Annotated in this window: 15 protein-coding genes and 1 riboswitch; of the genes, 8 read left to right on the top strand and 7 right to left on the bottom strand. The window is 66.8% G+C overall.

The window, feature by feature from the left end; genetic code table 11:
- The first annotated feature begins 12 nt into the window (after nucleotides 1-12).
- Nucleotides 13-900, top strand: a complete 888-nt coding sequence (locus HNR01_RS01405; protein ID WP_309236200.1) for a recombinase family protein — start codon at nucleotides 13-15, stop codon at nucleotides 898-900.
- A gap of 58 nt (nucleotides 901-958) precedes the next feature.
- On the opposite strand, the gene HNR01_RS01400 is transcribed toward HNR01_RS01405, so the two are convergent.
- Together HNR01_RS01400 and HNR01_RS01395 are read right to left on the bottom strand one after the other, a co-directional pair.
- Nucleotides 959-3,175 (bottom strand): TonB-dependent receptor, encoded by a 2,217-nt coding sequence (locus tag HNR01_RS01400; RefSeq protein ID WP_017482868.1) that lies wholly within the window; start codon nucleotides 3,173-3,175, stop codon nucleotides 959-961.
- A gap of 124 nt (nucleotides 3,176-3,299) precedes the next feature.
- A riboswitch (cobalamin riboswitch) is annotated at nucleotides 3,300-3,496 on the bottom strand.
- Nucleotides 3,497-3,676: 180 nt separating this feature from the next.
- A complete protein-coding gene (locus HNR01_RS01395) occupies nucleotides 3,677-4,273 on the bottom strand; it encodes a hypothetical protein (RefSeq protein ID WP_183666168.1) in 597 nt (198 codons plus the stop codon).
- 135 nt (nucleotides 4,274-4,408) lie between these two features.
- Here HNR01_RS01395 and HNR01_RS01390 point away from each other — a divergent pair, with 135 nt between their 5' ends.
- Both HNR01_RS01390 and HNR01_RS01385 read left to right on the top strand, forming a co-directional pair.
- Complete coding sequence (locus tag HNR01_RS01390; RefSeq protein ID WP_153875214.1) at nucleotides 4,409-4,879, top strand: (2Fe-2S)-binding protein; 471 nt, start codon at nucleotides 4,409-4,411, stop codon at nucleotides 4,877-4,879.
- Between the two features lie 14 nt (nucleotides 4,880-4,893).
- Nucleotides 4,894-7,119, top strand: coding sequence for a xanthine dehydrogenase family protein molybdopterin-binding subunit (locus HNR01_RS01385; RefSeq protein ID WP_153875215.1), 2,226 nt, complete (start codon nucleotides 4,894-4,896; stop codon nucleotides 7,117-7,119).
- 88 nt (nucleotides 7,120-7,207) lie between these two features.
- Here HNR01_RS01385 and HNR01_RS01380 read toward each other — a convergent pair whose 3' ends face one another.
- Nucleotides 7,208-7,750, bottom strand: a complete 543-nt coding sequence (locus HNR01_RS01380) for a gamma carbonic anhydrase family protein (protein ID WP_017482864.1) — start codon at nucleotides 7,748-7,750, stop codon at nucleotides 7,208-7,210.
- A gap of 468 nt (nucleotides 7,751-8,218) precedes the next feature.
- On the opposite strand from HNR01_RS01380, the gene HNR01_RS01375 reads away from it, so the two are divergent.
- Nucleotides 8,219-8,446 carry a hypothetical protein gene (locus HNR01_RS01375; RefSeq protein WP_183666166.1) on the top strand — a complete coding sequence of 76 codons (228 nt, stop codon included), beginning with the start codon at nucleotides 8,219-8,221 and terminating at the stop codon, nucleotides 8,444-8,446.
- Nucleotides 8,447-8,580: 134 nt separating this feature from the next.
- Here the strand turns inward: HNR01_RS01375 and sucD are convergent, their stop codons facing one another.
- The 4 genes from sucD to HNR01_RS01355 are packed head-to-tail and all read right to left on the bottom strand — an operon-like array spanning nucleotide 8,581 to nucleotide 13,527.
- On the bottom strand, nucleotides 8,581-9,492 hold the full coding sequence (sucD, locus tag HNR01_RS01370; protein WP_183666164.1) for a succinate--CoA ligase subunit alpha: 912 nt from the start codon (nucleotides 9,490-9,492) through the stop codon (nucleotides 8,581-8,583).
- The gene (locus tag HNR01_RS01365) at nucleotides 9,489-10,667 is read right to left on the bottom strand and encodes a succinate--CoA ligase subunit beta (RefSeq protein WP_017482861.1); all 1,179 of its coding nucleotides are present in this window, start codon (nucleotides 10,665-10,667) and stop codon (nucleotides 9,489-9,491) included. Before HNR01_RS01365 ends, sucD begins: the two co-directional genes overlap by 4 nt.
- Complete coding sequence (sauS, locus tag HNR01_RS01360; RefSeq protein WP_183666162.1) at nucleotides 10,664-12,160, bottom strand: acylating sulfoacetaldehyde dehydrogenase; 1,497 nt, start codon at nucleotides 12,158-12,160, stop codon at nucleotides 10,664-10,666. Before sauS ends, HNR01_RS01365 begins: the two co-directional genes overlap by 4 nt.
- Nucleotides 12,161-12,219: 59 nt before the next feature.
- Complete coding sequence (locus HNR01_RS01355; protein ID WP_017482859.1) at nucleotides 12,220-13,527, bottom strand: MFS transporter; 1,308 nt, start codon at nucleotides 13,525-13,527, stop codon at nucleotides 12,220-12,222.
- Nucleotides 13,528-13,763: 236 nt separating this feature from the next.
- Between HNR01_RS01355 and HNR01_RS01350 the strand changes: the two genes are divergently transcribed.
- The 4 genes from HNR01_RS01350 to HNR01_RS01335 all read left to right on the top strand — a co-directional run bounded on the left by HNR01_RS01350 (nucleotide 13,764) and on the right by HNR01_RS01335 (nucleotide 18,435).
- Nucleotides 13,764-14,627, top strand: coding sequence for a LysR substrate-binding domain-containing protein (locus tag HNR01_RS01350; RefSeq protein WP_183666160.1), 864 nt, complete (start codon nucleotides 13,764-13,766; stop codon nucleotides 14,625-14,627).
- A gap of 126 nt (nucleotides 14,628-14,753) precedes the next feature.
- The gene (locus HNR01_RS01345) at nucleotides 14,754-14,969 is read left to right on the top strand and encodes a hypothetical protein (protein ID WP_026105293.1); all 216 of its coding nucleotides are present in this window, start codon (nucleotides 14,754-14,756) and stop codon (nucleotides 14,967-14,969) included.
- 398 nt (nucleotides 14,970-15,367) lie between these two features.
- A complete protein-coding gene (locus HNR01_RS01340) occupies nucleotides 15,368-17,056 on the top strand; it encodes a GMC family oxidoreductase (RefSeq protein WP_183666158.1) in 1,689 nt (562 codons plus the stop codon).
- Nucleotides 17,053-18,435, top strand: a complete 1,383-nt coding sequence (locus tag HNR01_RS01335; protein ID WP_183666156.1) for an MFS transporter — start codon at nucleotides 17,053-17,055, stop codon at nucleotides 18,433-18,435. Before HNR01_RS01340 ends, HNR01_RS01335 begins: the two co-directional genes overlap by 4 nt.
- Nucleotides 18,436-18,503: the final 68 nt, after the last annotated feature.

Raw genomic sequence — 18,503 nt, 5'->3', positions numbered from 1 at the left:
GGGCAGTTCGCGGTGCGATGTTCGATCGAGGGGATCGTCCCGGAGCAGAGCGCCGGCACGACGTTCCCACAAGGACGCAAGAGCGGCCGACTGCAGATGTCTCCAGATCTGTTTGTTTCCTACCTTCGATCCGCTGCGACCGGACAGAATTTTCCCGACAGCCTAACCTCTCAGCGCGAGGCGGTCTCGCGGCATGTCGGCCGGTGTGGGCGGCTGGTGGGTGAGGTCGTCGAGCGCGCGTCCGATCCGCAGCGGCCCGGCCTTCAGGCGGCGCTCGCCGTCTGCCTCCGCCACGGGGCAGCGCTGCTCATGGCCGAGTTCGATCCGCTGAGCGGGGATGCCGACTTCCTTCGAGCACTCGGAAGGGACCTGCGTGCGCGGAACGTGCGATTTTCGGCCGCCGACCGTCCGGAGGTCAGCGAGCACTCGCTCGGCATCATGGCCGCAGTCGCGGAAGCCGAGGCGCGCCACGGCATCAGCCGCACGCCGGAGACGTTGGTGCGCCGCCGCGAGTTCTATGCACGTTTCACGGCGGAACGACAGGTGAGGCCCGTGGCCGTCCGATCCGATGCCTCCGTCGCGATCCCGCCGCGCCCGCTGGCGGAAAGCCTGCACCGCGGCGAAGCCACGTCGCGAAGCCGGGAGCGGGCAGCGGAGGTGGCGCCGATCCTCCGTGAGATCCGCGCGGCCGGCGCGCTCACGCTGGAGGAGGTCGCCAACGCCCTCAATGCCCTCGGCATTCCTTCCGCGAGGGGAAGCCGCTGGTATCCGATGCAGGTCACGCGCATCGAGAAACGTCTTGCCGCGGCCGCAGCTCAGGATGACGCACGCTCAAAGCTTTCGCGTTCCATCGGTGCCCGGTCCCGCTCGGACCGAACACTTGAGGCGCGGCCGGCCTGAGTGACCGACCGCCGAGCCGGAGCCGCTTGCTCCGCTCGCACGGCCTGACTAGGCGCCCTCAGAACGTGACGGCGTATGCGACTTCGACCGAGCGGGGCCGCCCCAGCAGCCACGACGCCGAACTGCCCGTTACGGGGTAGATCTTGTCGAGCAGGTTGTAGGCGCGCACGCTGAAGTGCGAGGTCTCGCTGACGCGATAGTCCACGCTCGCATTGACGACCTCGTAGGCCGGCCGCCGGACCGTGTTGGCGAAGTCGCTGTAGGTCTCGCCGACGAACTGCACACCGGCGCGAGCCTGCCAGCGCGGAGCGAACGACCAGCTCAGCCAGAGATTTGCGATGCGCTCGGGAACGTTGATCGGCTGATTTCCGGCGAAGTTGACGGCGACGCCGCCGACGGCCTGCTGGAAATCATCGTATTGGGCGAGCAGCAGCGCGATGTTGCCCTCCACGCGCCAGTTCTCCCATAGGCCGACGGAGGCGAACGCTTCGACGCCGTGCGAGGATTGGCTGCCGACCTGAACCGACACGGACGGCCGTAGCGGGTCCGCCGTCAGCAGATTGTCCTTCTTGATCCGGTAGCCGGCCAGAGTGAACTCGCCGCGGCCTTCCCAGAACGACTGCTTGTAGCCGATCTCGATCTGCTCGCCGGTCGAGAGTTCGAAATCCTTCTGCGCGAGCGTCAGCGTGATCAGGGAATTCACGGGATCGACCGCGGTAGCGTAACTTGCGTACAGCGAGCTGTCGGGCGTTGGATTGTAGACCGCGCCGAAGCGATAGCTGAGCGCGCTGAAATCCTTGGTGAATCCTGCCGAAGGACTGCGTGGATCCTCCCGGTGGACCGTGGGTGCATCGTAGCGCACACCGGCGATCAGCGAGAGCTGATCGGTCAGCACGAGGCGATCCTCCGCGAACAGAGAGTACTGATCGGACGTGGTCACGTAGCCGAGCGTGGTCGGATCGAGGCTGGAGAAGACGCCTGGACTGAAAATGAACGGGTCCACGACGGACTCACCACGATAGGGCGAGTTGTTGGTGTGCGAAAACCTGATGTGATTGACGTCGAAGCCGGCGACGAATTCATTGCGAAGGCCGAACAGCTCGCCCTTGAAAGCGGCATCGAAGCGATTGCCGATCTGTTCCTGGTTGTGGAAGATCTCGATCGGGTTGGTGCGGCGGATCAGGCCGGTGTTCGGCACGAATGCATAGGTCTCGACATTGCGCCAGTGCCGGTCCGATACGAGGCGGTAGGCCGTGTTTCGGATCGTGATGTCGGCGCTGGGCGTCCACTCGGTCTTGAACTGGGTCCAGTTGTCCTTGAAGACGATGCGGCTGTCATCGACGTTGTAGTTGTTGAACCGTGTGCGCGGATCGATCCGGCCGACGATCAGCGGCGTGCCGAAGTAGCGCGACGGTTCCTGGTAGCCGTAATCGTGCGAGAGGGTGAAGGCGAGGTCGGGCGTGGCTTGGTAGAGCACGGCGCCCGAGATCGCGAGGTTGGCGAAGGCGCCGTTCTGGCGCAGCCAGCCATCGGCCTGATTGGCGCTGACGTTGAGGCGGTAGAACACGGTTTCGCCGACCGGTCCGCCGCTGTCGAAGGCGAGGCGCTTGACGCCGTCCGATCCGAGCGCGGCACGGGCGGTGTTGATCGGGACGGCGACCGGCTTCTTGGGCACGACGTTGATGACACCGCCGATCGCGCCGTCTCCATACAGGACGGACGCCGGCCCGCGGAGCACCTCGATGCGATCGACGTTCCAGGTATCGAAGGGGTAGGTGATCGTTCCGGCCCCGACATAGAGCCGAGTGCCGTCGTACAGTTGCATCACCGAGTTGACCCCGGCGAAGCCGCGGGATGTGTAGGCGCCGAGACCATTTCCGGGTGCGCCGATCGTCGTGATGCCGGCAGCGTTCTGCGTGATCGCCTCCTGCACCGTCTCCTGCCCGCGCTCGCGGATCTTCTGGCCCGATATCACCTCGATGCTGGCGGGCGTCTCCAGCGGAGACAAGTCGAGGCGACTGCCGCTCCGGTTCGGCGCGGTGAGATTCAGCCCGGTCGGCGCGGCCGTGTAGGGCGCGCCCGCCAGAAGCCGCGTGCCGGACCCAGTCCCCTGAACGGCCAGTTCGTCCAGGGCGACGGCGTGGGATTGCGTCACGCTTTCCGAGCGCTCCTGCGCCGTCGGAGCGGTCGCGCTCAGAACCAGAGTGCCGGTCGAGAGCAACAGGGCAGCGGGCAGGCGCTCGACGGGCGAGCGGGTGCGGTCAGCAGGCAACATGGAACGAGGAGCCTCGGGTAACGGCAGTGGCACGTCACCGCGAACGAGGCCTCGGCGCACCGCCTCCTCTCAGGAAGAGCGGGGCTTCGACACCCGTCAGGACACCCCGCCCGACGCGTTTCGCGTGTGACCACGACTGACGGCAGGTCTCCTGGCTCGCGGGTCGCTGCCCTCTCACCGTCTTCCCGGGCGAGGCTGCCCAGTGACATGGTGGCGGAAGGCTCGCCGCTTACAGTTGCGGGGGCAGCCGCGGCATCGAGCTTGCGCCCTCACCGCGTTCCCTTTTGATCCCCGAGGGGAACCGTCGAAGCTTAGCTATTCGGCGGCGATGGGCGCTGTCAATTCCCTCGCCTCGACCTGACGTTCCATCGATGTGACTAACGGCAGAGCCGGAGACAACAGGTGCGCCCGATACCACGTCTTTGCCGCAAGGATGCGGGTCTTCAAGGCGGTCGCTGCGTTCCCTCGTAAGGGAGCAGCCCGAAATGGGAGGAAAGGCAGCTACGGGGCGCGTCCCGGGGGCAGGATCATCGCGGTGTCCGGGTCGGAAACGTCGCCCTCCTGCTGCTGCTCGACCGTCAGCTTCGCAGCCAGCTCGGGCACCTTCTGTTCCCGCATGTCCCGCGTCGCGGCGACCTGCTTCTCCCGGGCCTGTTCCGGACTTAACTCGCCACGCACCACCGCGCGGGCGAGGTTCAGGCTCAGCACGTTGTCGGCTTCAGTCGCACCGAAGGCCGTGAGGGTTCCCCGTGTCCGATCCGGGATCACGCTGCCGTTGAAGGTCGCCACCGCACTGTAGAGGTTGAGCGGCACCTTGTAGGGCAGGCTCTGCTCCAAGACGTCGCTATGCTTGGCCGGAAAGTCGTGCTCGGCGCCCACCTTATGCACCACGGTTCGGATCCAGGGCCCGTTCCGGTACCAGATCAGCAGGGTTGCCGTCTGTTCCTGCGGAGCCCCGTACTTCGCCACCATCGCGGCGGCGGCCTTGCGTGCGGGCTCCGGCCAGTCCTGGGCGATCGGTTCGGCGGCGCCGGCTTGACCGACTGTCAGGAACAGCGCGACGGCCAAGGCGGGACGGCGGATGCCAGACGAAGACATGAAACCTCCCTGGCGACACCGGGTCGGACCGGTATCGCGGCGGAATTGAAACGCTGGTTGCGACCCGGTCGCGTTGCCCCGGCCCCGCGCCGGGTATAGGCCCAGCATTCGAGAATAGTTCCAGGGAGACGCCCCATGGCACAGCAGATGTCGCTGGACGTGAACGGGCACGCGGCGCGCGTGACCGTGGACGACCCCGAAACGCCGCTTCTCTACGTTCTGCGCGACGATCTCGGCCTGCACGGCCCGCGCTTCGGCTGTGGCCTCGGCCAGTGCGGCTCCTGCACGGTGCATATCGACGGGCAGGCGGTGCGCTCCTGCATCACGCCGGTCTCCGGCCTGAAGCCGGGAGCGAAGATCGTGACCCTCGAAGGCCTCGGGGGGCCGGACAAGCTCCACCCGGTGCAGGCGGCCTTCATCGAGGAGCAGGCGGCGCAGTGCGGCTACTGCATCAACGGCATGATCATGCAGTCGGCGGCCCTCCTGAACCAGACACCGAAGCCGGATGAGGCGGCGATCCGCCAGGCGCTGGCGCAAAATCTCTGCCGCTGCGGCACCCACCTGCGGATCGTGCGCGCCGTCCAGCGCGCCGCCGGCACGCTCTGAGGGAGGCCACAGCGATGAACGCGCCCACACTCTCCCGTCGCAGCCTGCTCCTTCAGGGCGGCGCCCTTGTCGTCGGCTTCTCGCTGACCGGTCGCGATGCCCTCGCGCAGCCGGTCTTCGCGCCGGTCGCCACCAACGGCTTCTCGAAGCCGGTCGCGCCGGATCAAGTCGACAGCTTCCTGGCGCTGGGCGCCGACGGTCGCGCCACGATCTTCTCCGGCAAGGTCGATCTCGGCACCGGCATCAAGACCGCATTGGCGCAGATGGCTGCCGAGGAACTCGACCTGCCCCTCGAGCGCGTGACGGTCGTGCAGGGTGATACCGCGCTGACCCCCGATCAGGGGCCGACCTACGGCAGCCTGTCGATCCAGAAGGGCGGCGTCGAGATCCGGCAGGCGGCCGCGACAGCGCGGACCCGCCTCGTTCGCCTCGCCGCCGAGCGACTCGGCCTGCCCGCCGAGGCGCTGGTGAGCGAGAACGGCACCGTGAGGCCGAAGGCCGGCGGGACGGGCATCACCTATGCGGAACTCATAAAGGACGGGCGCCTCGACCTGAAGATCGATCCCGCCGTGACCACCAAGGACCCGGCGACCTTCGCCCTCGTCGGCAAATCGGTGGCTCGCATCGACATTCCCGAGAAGATCACCGGCCGCTTCACCTACATGCAGGATTACCGCGTGCCCGGCATGGTGCATGCCCGCGTGGTCCGTCCGCCGACCATCGGCGCGGAGCTGCAAAGCGTGGACGAGACCTCGGTCGCGGGGATCCCCGGCGTCATCCGGGTCGTCCGTCAGGGCAATTTCCTCGCCGTAGTTGCCGAGAAGGAGTGGGCGGCCGTGAAGGCCGCCGGACAACTCAAGGCGACATGGTCGCGATGGGAGGGCCTTCCCGAGCAGGACAAGCTCTGGCAGCACGTGCGCGCCACCCGTGTGACGAAGGACGACGTCACCAGCAGCACGGGCGATGCCGAGTCCGCCCTCGGACAGGCCGCGCGCGTCCTGGAGGCGAGCTACGACTTCGCCATCCACACCCACGGCTCGATCGGGCCCTCCTGCGCGATCGCGGAATTCAAGGACGGGCTGCTCACCTGCTGGACGGCCTCGCAGATGACGCACGCGCTGCGCAAGCAGCTTGCGGCGATGACCGGCCTCGCGCCGGAGGCGGTGCGCTGCATCTACGTCGAGGGGTCGGGCTGCTACGGCCGCAACGGCCACGAGGACGCGGCAGGGGACGCGGCGCTGCTCGCCCGGGCGGTCGGCCGGCCGGTGCGGGTGCAGTGGTCGCGCGCCGACGAGCACGGTTGGGACCCGAAGGGCCCGCCGACGCTGATCGACCTGAAGGCGGGGCTCGACGGCCAGGGCAACGTGGCCGCCTGGTCCTCGCAGTTCCACGTCCCGGAGGGTGCGGCCGGCAACGTGCCGCTGGTGGCGGCCGACCTTGCCGGGCTGCCGCACGAAACCACGATGTCGCCGGGCAACATCATCCAGAACTCGGCGCTGCCCTACGCCTTCCCGAACGTGCGTACGATCTGTCATCGCCTGGCCACGACGCCGTTCCGGCCGTCCTGGATCCGCACTCCGGGCCGGATGCAGAACACCTACGCCAACGAGGCTTTCCTCGACGAGTGTGCCGCGGCGGCGGGAACCGACCCGCTCGACTACCGACTTCGTGCGCTCAAGGATCCGCGCGGCATCGAGGTGCTGAAGCGGGCCGCCGAGATCGCCGGGTGGCAGAGCCGGCCATCGCCTGCGAAGGAGGCGTCCGGCGACGTTCTGCGCGGGCGCGGTCTGTCCTACGTGAAGTACGAGCTGAATCGGACCTACGTGGCCGGCGTGGCCGAGGTGGAGGTCGATCGCCGGACCGGGCGGGTCCGCGTGCCGCGCTTCTTCGTGGCTCAGGATTGCGGGCAGATCATCAATCCGGACGGCGTGCGCAATCAGGTCGATGGCAACGTCATCCAGACGGTGAGCCGCGTGCTGATGGAGGAGGTCACGTTCGACCGGGGCGCGGTGACGAGCCTCGACTGGACGAGCTACCCGATTCTGACCTTCCCCGATGTGCCGGAAGTCGTGATCGACCTGATCGACCGGCCCACCGAGAAGCCCTGGGGCGCGGGCGAACCCTCGGCCGCCATCGTCCCGGCGGCGATTTCGAACGCGATCTTCGACGCGACGGGCGTGCGCCTGCGCTCGGTGCCGTTCACGCCGGCCAAGGTGAAGGCCGCCCTCCAGGCAACCTGACGGGGCGGCGGCAGCCATCCCGGCCTCGGAGCGCCTGCTGCCCGCCTTACGCAGCAGGCGCTCGCCGCTTCTCCAGCATCGGAACCTCTCAAGAGCGCTCCGGTACGACGGGCACTAAATCTTTCAGGAAGCGCTGGCCGTTGCGGACGTAGTGCTCGGCCACCTGCCGGGTCATCGCGGTGATGTCCATGTCTTTGGGCGGAACGGCTTTGGCGGGCACGCCGACGATGAGACTTCCGTCGGGGAATTCCGCGCCCTCGCGGACCAAGGCGTTCGCGCCGACGATGCAGCCTCGGCCAATGCGGGCCCCGTTGAGCACGGTGGCGCCCATGCCGATCAGGGTGTCGGCGCCGATCGTGCAGCCGTGAACGATCGCGCCGTGCCCAACGGTGACACCCTCGCTGATCGTGAGGGGGAAGCCCGGGTCGGCGTGCAGCACCGCCCCGTCCTGGATGTTGGTGCGCTCGCCAATCTCGATCGGATCGCTGTCTCCGCGGATCACCGCGCCAAACCAGATGCCGACGTCGAGGCCGATCCGGACCCGGCCGATGACATGGGCGCCCGGAGCGATCCAGATCCGGTTCGGGTCCGCGATATGCGGGGCGTGCTCGCCCAGCCGATAGAGCGCCATGATCCGTCCTTTCTGGTCGCGTCAGCCCCGGCGCGCCCGGCACGCCAGCCCGGCGGGTTGAGGGCAAAGATATCATCATCGACCGTAGGGACGTCGCGCCTGACATAGAAGGGCTTCGTCAAAACGACACCCTCGTACAAGCTCATCCGCTGGCATGGACCGGATGTGGCGCCGCGGGGGTGAAGATCCGATTGCGAGGACGCGCCCTCGCGGCTCGTGCGACGGGATGGAATCGGATCGCTGGCTTGGCGGCGCCTTGAGCTCGATCGCGCGGACCCGGACGAAGCCCGTCGTTCCGAGCGGCGGGGACAAAATTTCTCTCGCGCTTGGTTTCGAGAGAAGGAGTCTCTCGTTTGCGCCGCAAATACGAAAAACAGCGCCATTGCTTCCAGGCTACACTCACCCAACCTTTAGAGTTGCCATTCGGCTTCTCCGCAGACCCTTTCGGTCGCTATCCCACCGGTTGCCATGCGCCCCGTTCAGTTCGACTCTTTCGGCGAGCCCGTCCCCCAGGCGATCGATCAGGAGCACACCGCCGCGTCGCGTATCGCGCTGCGGTCCGGTGTCGGCTTGTTCTGGGCGGCGGTCGTTGCGATTGTCGCTGCCCGCGCGATCTATTTCGATCCGGATTTTGCCGAGCGGTTCAGCAGCGTCGCCGCGCTCGTTGGACATGTCAGGACCATTGTCGGGGTCTGACACGCCGCCGGCCCCATCGTAGCTGAGATCCATCGAGCCAAAGGGATCCGCCGGACCCGGGACGGCCTGCTCGGTTCGTAATCGGGCCGCCCCTCAAGATTGAAGTTGCCGCGAAGAGTGCGCCCGGCGCGGCTTCAAACCGAAAGGGCGTGAGCCGCCGGTTGACGCAGCCTGTCGCGCGGTCCCGCGCCGAGCAGCCCGGGGATCTCGGCCGGCGTGTCGGCCACGGCGACGCCCGCCGCCTCGAGAGCACGGCGCTTCCCATCGTAGCTGCCCAGGGTGCCGGAGACGATCGCGCCGGCATGCCCCATCTTCTTGCCGGGCGGCGAGGCACGTCCGGCGATGAAGGACACGACCGGCTTCGCCATGCCGGCCGCGTATTCCGCCGCCGCTTCCTCCATCGCGCCGCCGATCTCTCCGACGAGTACCACGGCGCGGGTGCGCGGGTCCTCGTCGAGTGCCTGGAGGGCATCGCGCGTCGTGGTGCCGATCATCGGGTCGCCGCCGATGCCGAGGAAGGCCGATTGGCCGAAACCGGCGCGGGTGAGATTGAGACAGATCAGCGTGCCGAGGCTGCCGGAGCGCGAGATCACGCCGACTTCGCCCGGCTGGAAGATGTTCGGGTTGTGCCCCGGCATGATGCCGACGAACCCCTCGCCCGGCGTGACGATCCCGGCCGTGTTCGGTCCGATGACGCGGGTCCGGTGGCGCGCCGCGGCATGATGGATCGCGATGACGTCGCGCGCCGGAATGTGCTCCGTCAGGATCACCACCGTGCGAGCTCCGGCCTCGATCGCATCGAGGGCGGCCTCGCGCGCCATGGCTGGTGGAATGAACATCACTGCGACGTCGAAGGGCGACTCGGCCATGGCGGCCTTCGCCGTGGCGTAGACCGGCACCCCGAGATGCTGCTCGCCGGCCCGCTTCGGGTTGACGCCGGCGACCACCCGCGTGCCGCATTCCATCATCTTCTGGGTCCAGAAGGTGCCCTGCTTGCCGGTGATGCCCTGAACGAGCACGCGGGCGGACTGACGGTAGATGATCATCGTGCGGCTCCCCCGCTCGCTTGCGATTGTGCGGCCGGATGTGCCCCTGAATGGGCGGCATCGACGGCCGCCTGGACCGCGTCCTCCATCAAGTCGAAGGGCTCCTGTCCGAGTCCCTCGCGGACGAGGCGGACCGCCTCGTCCTCGCCGGTCCCGTGAATCGAGAAGAAGACCGGGATGTCCGGGGCAAGCCGCTTCCAGGCCGTGACGACGCCCTCGGCCATCACATCGGTGCGGGCGAAAGCCCCGCAAAAATTGACGACGAGGCTTTTGACACCGGGATTGGACAGCACCAGCTTCAGCGCCGCTTCCGACTTGGTATAGGCCTCGCCGCCGATCTCCAGGAAGTTAGCCGGACGACCGCCGCAATGGCTGATCACGTCCATCGTCGTCATGGTCAGCCCGGCGCCGTTGGCGAGCACGCCGACATCGCCGTCGAGTTGGATAAACTTGAGCCCGTTGGCGGCTCCCTCACGCTCGAGGTCGGTCATCGGCTCTTCCGCCGCCGACCCTGCGAGATCGGTCTGCCGGAAGGCGGCCGAATCGTCGAGCGTGAGCTTGCAGTCGAGCGCGACGACGCGGCCATCGGCGAGGAGCGCGAGCGGGTTGATTTCGATCAGCTCGGCATCGATCCTGCCGCTGGTCGCGTAAAGCGCGACAAGGATGCCGGCGACCTGTTCCTCGGCCCCCGAAAGGTCGAGGCCCGACAGCATCGCGCGCGCCGCCGCCGCGTCGAAGCCGCTGTCGAGGTCGACCCGGTGGCGGCGCAGAGCGTCCGGACGCGTTGCGGCTACTTCCTCGATATCCATCCCGCCCTCGGTCGAGAACAGGACCAGCGGGCGGCGGCCGACGGTATCGATCAGGATCGCCGCGTAGAACTCGCGCGCGATCCGGGCCTGCTCCTCCAGCAGCACCGAGCCGACGGGATGTCCGTCGATCTGCATGCCGAGGATGTCGGCCGCACGGGCACGCGCTTCCTCGGCCGTGTTCGCCGGCTTGATGCCGCCCGCCTTGCCGCGCTTGCCTGTCGGCACTTGCGCCTTGACCATGCAGGGACCGAGTTCGGCGAAGGCGGCCTGTGCCTCCTCCGGTGTGCCGCAGTGGACGGCGCGCGGGACGGGAATGCCGGCGGGCGCCAGCACCCGCGCCTTGGCAACGTGCTCAAGAAAATTCATCGCGCGGCCTCCATCTGCCCGGCCGATTCGGCCTCGTACCCGATCCGCTTCCAATGCGGTCCGAACAGCTCCTGCTCGGTCGGCTTGTCCTCCGGGATCGGCGTGACGAGGTGGGTGATGTTGATCATGTGCCGGTAGCTCAGGTTCTCGGAGATCGAATTCTTCTGCCAGGAGCCGCAACCCATGCTGAGGGTGAAGCCGAGGCCGGAATTGAAACCGCCGCCGTTGCCGAAGGTGTGGGCGAAATTCACAAGGACCCGCACCACCTCGAGATCCTCCGCGAGCGTGCGGGCGCGGTCCATGTCCGTGGTGTGCAGTCCGCAGGAATGCCCCTTGCCCTGATGCTCGAGGATCGCGCGCACGCGCTCCTTGGCGTCCGCGAAATCGCTGGCGCGATAGACCGTGAGGACGAGGGCGAGCTTCTCCCCCGAGAGTGGGTATCCCTTGCCGATGCCGGTCTCCTCGACGAGGAAAAAGCTCCTGCCCTGCGCCTGCGCCGGCAGGTCGAAGGCCTGGGCCAGCACGTCGGGGTTGCGGGCGATGAGGTCGCGGTTGAGCTTCCCCTTGACCCAGAGACGCTCGATCACGCGTTGGCGCTCCTCCGGCGTGCAGCGATAGGCGCCGGCCCGCTCCAGGGCGGCGATGGCTGCGTCGTAGACCGCATCGACGATGACGACGGCGTTCTCAGATGAGCAGGAAGTCGAGTTGTCGAAGATCTTCGAGTCGCGGATCCGCGCGGCCGCCGCGTCGAGATCGGCGGTCTCGTCGATGATCACGGGAACGTTGCCGGCGCCGACCCCGATGGCTGGCGTCCCGCTCGAATAGGCGCGGCGGACATTGTCCTGCGAGCCGGTCACGACGATGAGGTCGCAGGACTTCATCAGCGCTTCCGTCGCCTCCTTGGTCACCGGAGCGGGAAGGATCTGCACCAAATCCTCGGCCAAGCCGATCGCCGCGAGTTCCTGGCGCATCAGATCGACGATGCGGGCGGTGGTGCGGTAGCCGAGGGGCGACGGAGCGATGACGATGGCATTGCGGCCCTTCAAGGCCATCATCGCCTTGTTGACCGGAGTCGCGCCCGGATTGGTCGAGGGCGTCACCGCGCCGATCACGCCCATCGGTTTGGCATATTTGACCAGACCTCGCGCCTCGTCGCGCTCGATCACGCCGACCGATGGGGCGCGGAGGAGATCGCGCAAGGTGCCGAAGGTCTTGCGCTGCTTCTTGACGATCTTGTCGGCGACGTTTCCGAGCCCGGTATCCTCGACCGCCAGCTCGGCGAGTTCGCGGGCATGTTTCGGGTTGTAGAGGGACCAGGCCAGAGCCCGCACGGCAGCATCCGCGGTCTCCTGGTCGGCATGTGCGAAGGTTCTTTGCGCGGCTCTCGCACGCGCCATCACGGCATCGACCGGATCCTGTTCACCGGGATTTGACGGGGTCGGCTCCTGCCGTTCGCTGGAGCGCTCCGGGACCTTGAGACGAGCGACGGACATCGCGCGGATTCCTCATGCGGCTGTCGAGAGGGAGGGCGAAGGGAGAGCGGGACCTGCGGTCAGGCGCTCGGCCTGACCGCCGCGGGTGCTGTGACGACGGGCGGCGGAGTCTCGACCTCGTCGAGGAAGGGCTCGTCGGGACGCATGCGCAGGGCAAGCACCGCACCGAGGAGGAGCAGGCCGAGCGAGGCCACGAACGGGAGGTCCCAGCGGCCGGTCGCGTCGATGACGGCGCCGAACACGACCGGAGAGATCATCCCGGCGAGGCCGAAGCCGAAATTCATGAAGCCGGAGGCGGTCCCGGAATGCTGGGGCGCGATGTCCATCGGCACGGCCCAGATCGGCGCGACGATGAGTTCGGCGAAGAAGAAGGCGCCCGACAGGCACAACGTGATCGTCAGAAGATCCGTGACGAACAACACCGGCAGCATGAACAGGAAGGCCCCGAGGAAGCCGACGACGATCACGCTCACTCGCGCCTTCGACACGCTGCCGGTCTGCTTGAGGATCCGGTCGCTGACGATTCCGCCGACCGTGTCACCGACGACCCCAGCGAAGAACACACCGGAGGCGAAGATCGCCGACTTCTTGATGTCGAGTTGATACTGATGGAGGAAGTAGGACGGGATCCAGTTGAGGAACAGCCACAGCGTCCAGCCGTAGCAGAAATCCGTCATCGTCACCGGCATCATGCGCTTGAGAAGTCGCCGCCACGGCACGGCCTTGCGCTCGCCGGCGATTTTCACGGTCGGGAGTACCGCGATCTCTTCCGGCGTCACGTGCTTGTGGTCGCGCGGATCGTCCCGGAAGTACCAGAACCAGAGGGCGACCCAGGCGAAGCTGATCAGGCCGACGATGATGAATGAATCGCGCCAGGAGAGGGCGACGATGAGAAAGGCGATGAGCGGCGGCGTTAACGCGTTGCCGAGCCGCGCGAAGGCGTGGGTGATGCCTTGTGCAAAGCCGCGCCGATCGGCCGCCATCCAGTTCGCCAGCGCGCGCGTGGCGGTCGGGAAGGCGGATCCCTCTCCGATCCCCAGGATGAAGCGGGCGATGACGAGCGAGATGGCTCCCTCGACGAAACCGATGGCCACGGTCGCGGCCGACCAGATCGCGCCGCAGATCAGCAACGTCATCCGCGGGCCGAGACGGTCACCCAACCAGCCGCCAGCGATCTGAAAGAATGCGTAAGGATAGGCGAAAGCAGAGAATGCGAGTCCGAGCTCGAAATTGGTGAGCCCGAGTTCCTTCTGCATCGCTGGCGCCGCCGTGCCGATGTTCACCCGGTCGATATACGTAACCAGATACATCAGACAGATAATCAGCAGCACGCGGTCTGTGGCTTTGAAGCGTACAAGCCTCAGCATTCTGCCCTCCTGCCGAATTGCGTCAGACTTCTTCCGCCTGTGCTCAGTATCGCGCAGTGGGCGGTAAAGTCCCCGACATCCGTTGAGCGTTCCTCGTCTTCCGGGCTGCGGATCGTTCAGGATCGTTGATCGTCCTGAATCATGGCTTGTCCCGCCCGTCGGTTTTACCCTACCGATTGCCTCGGCATCGGAGAAATTTATTCTCTGCATCGAGATCATGCAGGATATTTATCATTATGATTCCGGATCTCGAAATTCCCCTGCTTCGGACCTTCGTCGCCGTGGTCGAAACCGGCAGTATAACGCTAGCTGGCAAGCAAGTCGGCCGCACTCAGCCGGCCATCACGCACCAGATCCAGCGTCTGGAACGATCGCTCGGCAAGCCCCTGTTCCAGAGCGATCGCCGCCATCTGACACTGACGCGTGAGGGAGAAATGCTGCTCGGCTACGCCCGGACGCTTCTCGGTCTCAACGATGAGATCCGCGGTCGTTTCGAGGCACCCGACATCACAGGTCACGTCCGGCTCGGCGTGCCCGATCTCTACGCAGCGTTCCTGCTGCCATCGGTGCTGAGCGGGTTCTCGCGGGCCTATCCCCAGGTCGAGATCGAGCTGCGGTGCTCGCGGAGCGTGAACCTGCACGCAGCGCTCCAGCAGGAGGAGATCGACATCGCCCTGATGACGCGTCAGCCCGAATTCGGCAAAGGCTTTGTCGTTCGCGAGGAACCCCTGGTCTGGGTGGCGGCACGGGAATACGCGCTCGCGGCGGAGGGCGCGTTGCCGCTCGCCCTCCTGCCGGCCGGAAGCGTCTACCGGCAATATGCCCTCGATGCACTCGGGCAGGTGGGCAGGCCATGGTGCGTCGCTGCGGTCAGCGACAGCATCGCCGGGCTTCAAGCCGCCGTCTATGCCGGCCTCGCCGTGTCGGCTTTCCCGCTCTGTGCCGTCGGCCCGCATGTCCGCCGCCTCGGCCGCGCGGACGGCCTGCCTGAACTACCGAACCTCGAAATCGTCCTGCAGCGCAAGCCGAGCGGCATCGCGGCGGCTGCGGAGCATCTAGCCGAATATATGGTGGCAGGTATCGGGAACATCGGTCGATGACGAGCCGCCGCCTTCGCGATGCGCATGGGCGACAAGGCTCTCATGTTCCGGGGACACAGGCCCTGCCGTTGCATTGCACAATCACGGAAACTAAGTTGCGTGCATCGCAGCAATCTCTGTTTGATCATGCCGCCCGTCGAGCGCCTCCGCCAGATCCTGCCCTTTGCCGCGGCGGTCTATCTCGCCTTCAGCGTGGCTCAGCTCCAGGCGGTCCAGCCGGCCTACTCGACCTCGCATGGTGGTGTTTCGGTCGCCTCGCTCCTGTCTGGTCTCAAGTGGCACATGCTCGAGATCGCCAAGAACGAGCAGGCTGAAATGGCGTTCGGCTATCCGGGTAACTAACCCTGGTGGCCGATCGCGCCGGGTTGTTCGAGCGCAGCCGCGGGAGCTTTCCCCTTGGCGGTCCGCCTTGGGCGCGTTCCGATGATGTTGCGACGGCCCCGTCGAGAGATAGCGCGTTGAGAAAATCTGCTCGCCGATCTTGTCGGCGCCAGCCTTCAGGCGCCTGAAGCCCAGCGCTTCCAGGGCGCAAGCATCGCCCGTCTCGACTGACCCGTCCCACTCGCTGCTCGTGCGGTGAACCCGCCCGGTGGCGCCGAGGACGTGTGCCCGAGCTCGTCGGCATGCATTGACACCTCGTCGGAATCCTCATCTAATCGAACATAACGTTCCGCTTTCTGAGACAGTCGCTCTCGAAGCGAGGCGAAATACGAGGAAACGCAGTCGGCGAGGTGCAGGCGATGGCTGTCGCCCCCTACGACTTCATCATCGTCGGCGGTGGAACGGCGGGCTGCGTCCTTGCCAATCGCCTCTCGGCCGACGGCCGGCATCGGGTCTTGATGCTGGAGGCGGGCCCGCGCGACCGGTCGCCCTGGATCCATCTTCCCATCGGCTACGGGAAGACGATGTTCCATAAGTCCCTCAACTGGGGCTTCTACACCGAGCCGGAGCCGACCATGAAGGATCGGCGCATCTACTGGCCCCGCGGTCGGACGCTCGGCGGCTCCTCTTCGATCAACGGTCTGATCTTCGTTCGCGGGCAGCGCGAGGATTACGATCACTGGGCTGCGCTCGGCAATTCCGGCTGGTCTTGGACCGACGTGCTGCCCTACTTCATCCGCTCCGAGCACAACACGATGGGAGCGGGTCCCGCTCACGGCGCCGCCGGGCCGCTCTGGTGCTCCGACATCGAGCATCGGCACGAACTGATCGAGGCTATCATCGCGGGGGCGGGCGAACTCGGCATACCGCGCACGAACGACTTCAATGCCGGTGATCAGACCGGCGTCGGCTACTACCAGCTCTTCACCCGCGACGGCCGGCGCTGCAGCACCGCCGTCGCCTATCTCCGCCCGGCGCGCGGGCGGCGGAACCTTCGCGTCGAGACCGACGCGCAGGCCGCGGGCCTGATCCTCGAGGGGCGGCGCGTCGTCGGCGTCCGCTTTCGCCGGCATGGCCGGATGCAGGAGGCACGCGCCGGAACCGAGGTGATCCTTGCCGCCGGCGCCTTGCAGAGCCCGCAGCTCCTGATGCTGTCCGGCATCGGCCCCGAGGCGGAATTGTTGCGCCACGGGATCGCCGTCGCGCACCCGCTTCCCGGCGTCGGCGCGAACCTACAGGACCATCTCCAGATCCGGCTGATGTATCGGGTCGCAAAGCCGATCACGACCAACGACGATCTGCGCACGCTGGTTGGCAAGGCGCGCATCGGCCTTCAATGGTTGCTGACGCGCAGCGGGCCTCTGGCGGTGGGGATCAACCAGGGCGGCTTGTTCACCCGCGTGATGCCCGGCCCCGGCACACCGGACGTGCAATTCCACTTCGCCACGCTCTCGGCGGACATGGCCGGCGGTGCGCCGCATCCCTGGTCCGGCTGCACCTTCTCTGTCTGCCAATTGCGCCCGGAATCCCGCGGCAGCGTCACGTTGCGAAGCGCCGATCCCTTCGCGGCGCCGGTGATGCGGGCGAACTATCTCGCGGCCGAATCCGATCGCCGCTGCGTGGTGGAGGGCATGAAGTTCGCCCGCCGCCTCGCAGCCACCGCGCCGCTGCGCAGGCTGCTCACCGAGGAGGTGAAGCCGGGCTCTCAGGTCGAGGGCGACGAAGCCCTGCTCGATTTTGCCCGGGCCTCGGGCGCCACGATCTTCCATCCCTCAGGCACCTGCAGAATGGGCTCGGACCCGCAGGCGGTGACCGATGCCCGTCTTCGCGTCCATGGGGTCGGCGGCCTGCGCGTCGTCGATTGCTCGATCATGCCGACGCTCATCTCCGGCAACACCAGCGCGCCCGTCGTTATGATCGCCGAGAAGGCCGCCGACATGATCCTGGCCGATGTACGGGCCGGCTCGAGCCCGGCCATCGCCGTCGATTCGGTTGCGGGGCGATCCAGCGTGCTCCCAGAGCCGGCACGAGAAGGGAGTCCGGCATGACGACGAGGCAAGCGGCACCCGGCGGAGGCGGTCTCGGCCGCGTCGTGACGGCGGCACTGATCGGCGCGACAATCGAGTGGTACGACTTCTTCCTCTACGGCGTGGTCGCCGGCATCGTCCTGAACAAGCTGTATTTTCCCGCCGACGACCCCCTCGTCTCGACGCTGCTCGCCTATTCGACCTTCGCGGTCGGCTTCGTCACCCGGCCGCTCGGCGGTGTGATCTTCGGGCATTTCGGCGACCGGATCGGCCGCAAGAGCATGCTGGTGATCACCCTGATGCTGATGGGGGTGGCGACCTTCCTGATCGGATTGGTGCCGACCTACGCGCAGATCGGCGTCGCCGCCCCCGTGCTGCTGCTTCTCCTGCGCATCGTTCAGGGCATCGGCCTCGGAGGCGAATGGGGCGGGGCCGTGCTCATGGCTTTCGAATACGCCCCGCCGGAGAAGCGTGGTCTCTACGCGAGCATTCCGCAGATCGGCCTCGCGCTCGGGCTGTGCCTCGCCTCGGGCGTCGTGGCAGCCCTCTCCTACGGACTGGACGACGCGCAGTTTCTCGCCTGGGGCTGGCGGCTGGCGTTTCTGCTCAGCGCGGTTCTCGTCGCGGTCGGCGCCTATATCCGCCTCAACGTCATGGAGACACCCGAATTCGCGCAGGTGAAGGAGACGAACCGGGAGGCGGCGATCCCCTTCGTGTCGATGATGCGGGACTTCCCCGGCAACGTCATCGCCGGCATGGGCGCTCGCACGATCGACGGCGTGTTCTTCAACATCTTCGCAGTGTTCTCGATCGGCTATCTCACCGGCACGGTCGGAGTGCCGCGCACGCAGGCGTTGCTCGGCGTTACGGCCGCCGCGCTCCTGCTCTGCCTCACGATTCCCATGGCCGGCTGGCTCTCGGATCGTCTCGGCCGTACCCGCGTCTATGCATGGGGCTCGCTGCTCACCGGCTTCTCGGCCTTCCCCGCCTTCTGGATCTTCCTCAACAGCGGCGGCAGCACGGGCACGATCTGGCTCGCGCTGATCGTGCCGTTCGGAATCCTCTACGCCTCGGTCTACGGACCGGAGGCGGCCCTGTTCTCCGAATTGTTTCCGGCGCGGGTGCGCTATACTGGCATCTCCTTTGTCTACCAGTTCTCCGGCATCTTCGCGAGCGGCCTGACACCGATCATCGCAACTGCTCTTCTGCAGTATTCCGGCGCGGACCGTCCGTGGTTGGTCTGTGCCTACTGTGCCTTCGCCGGCCTCGTCAGCGCGGGCTCCGCGATCTGGATCGGCCGCGCCGCAAGGCGGGGGGCTGCCGGAGAGCATGCGCCGCTCGGCTCCGGGGCCTCACTCCCCCTGGTGCGAAGAACGTTCCACAATACGGAACAGATATAGCAGATTATTCCATTAAAATCGTGCAAGACAGGTGGGTTTTGCTATCAAGGTGGTAAGAAGGCGATGCC

Source organism: Methylorubrum rhodesianum (assembly GCF_014199985.1).
Taxonomy (GTDB): domain Bacteria; phylum Pseudomonadota; class Alphaproteobacteria; order Rhizobiales; family Beijerinckiaceae; genus Methylobacterium; species Methylobacterium rhodesianum.
This window is presented reverse-complemented; position numbering and strand designations above follow the sequence as displayed.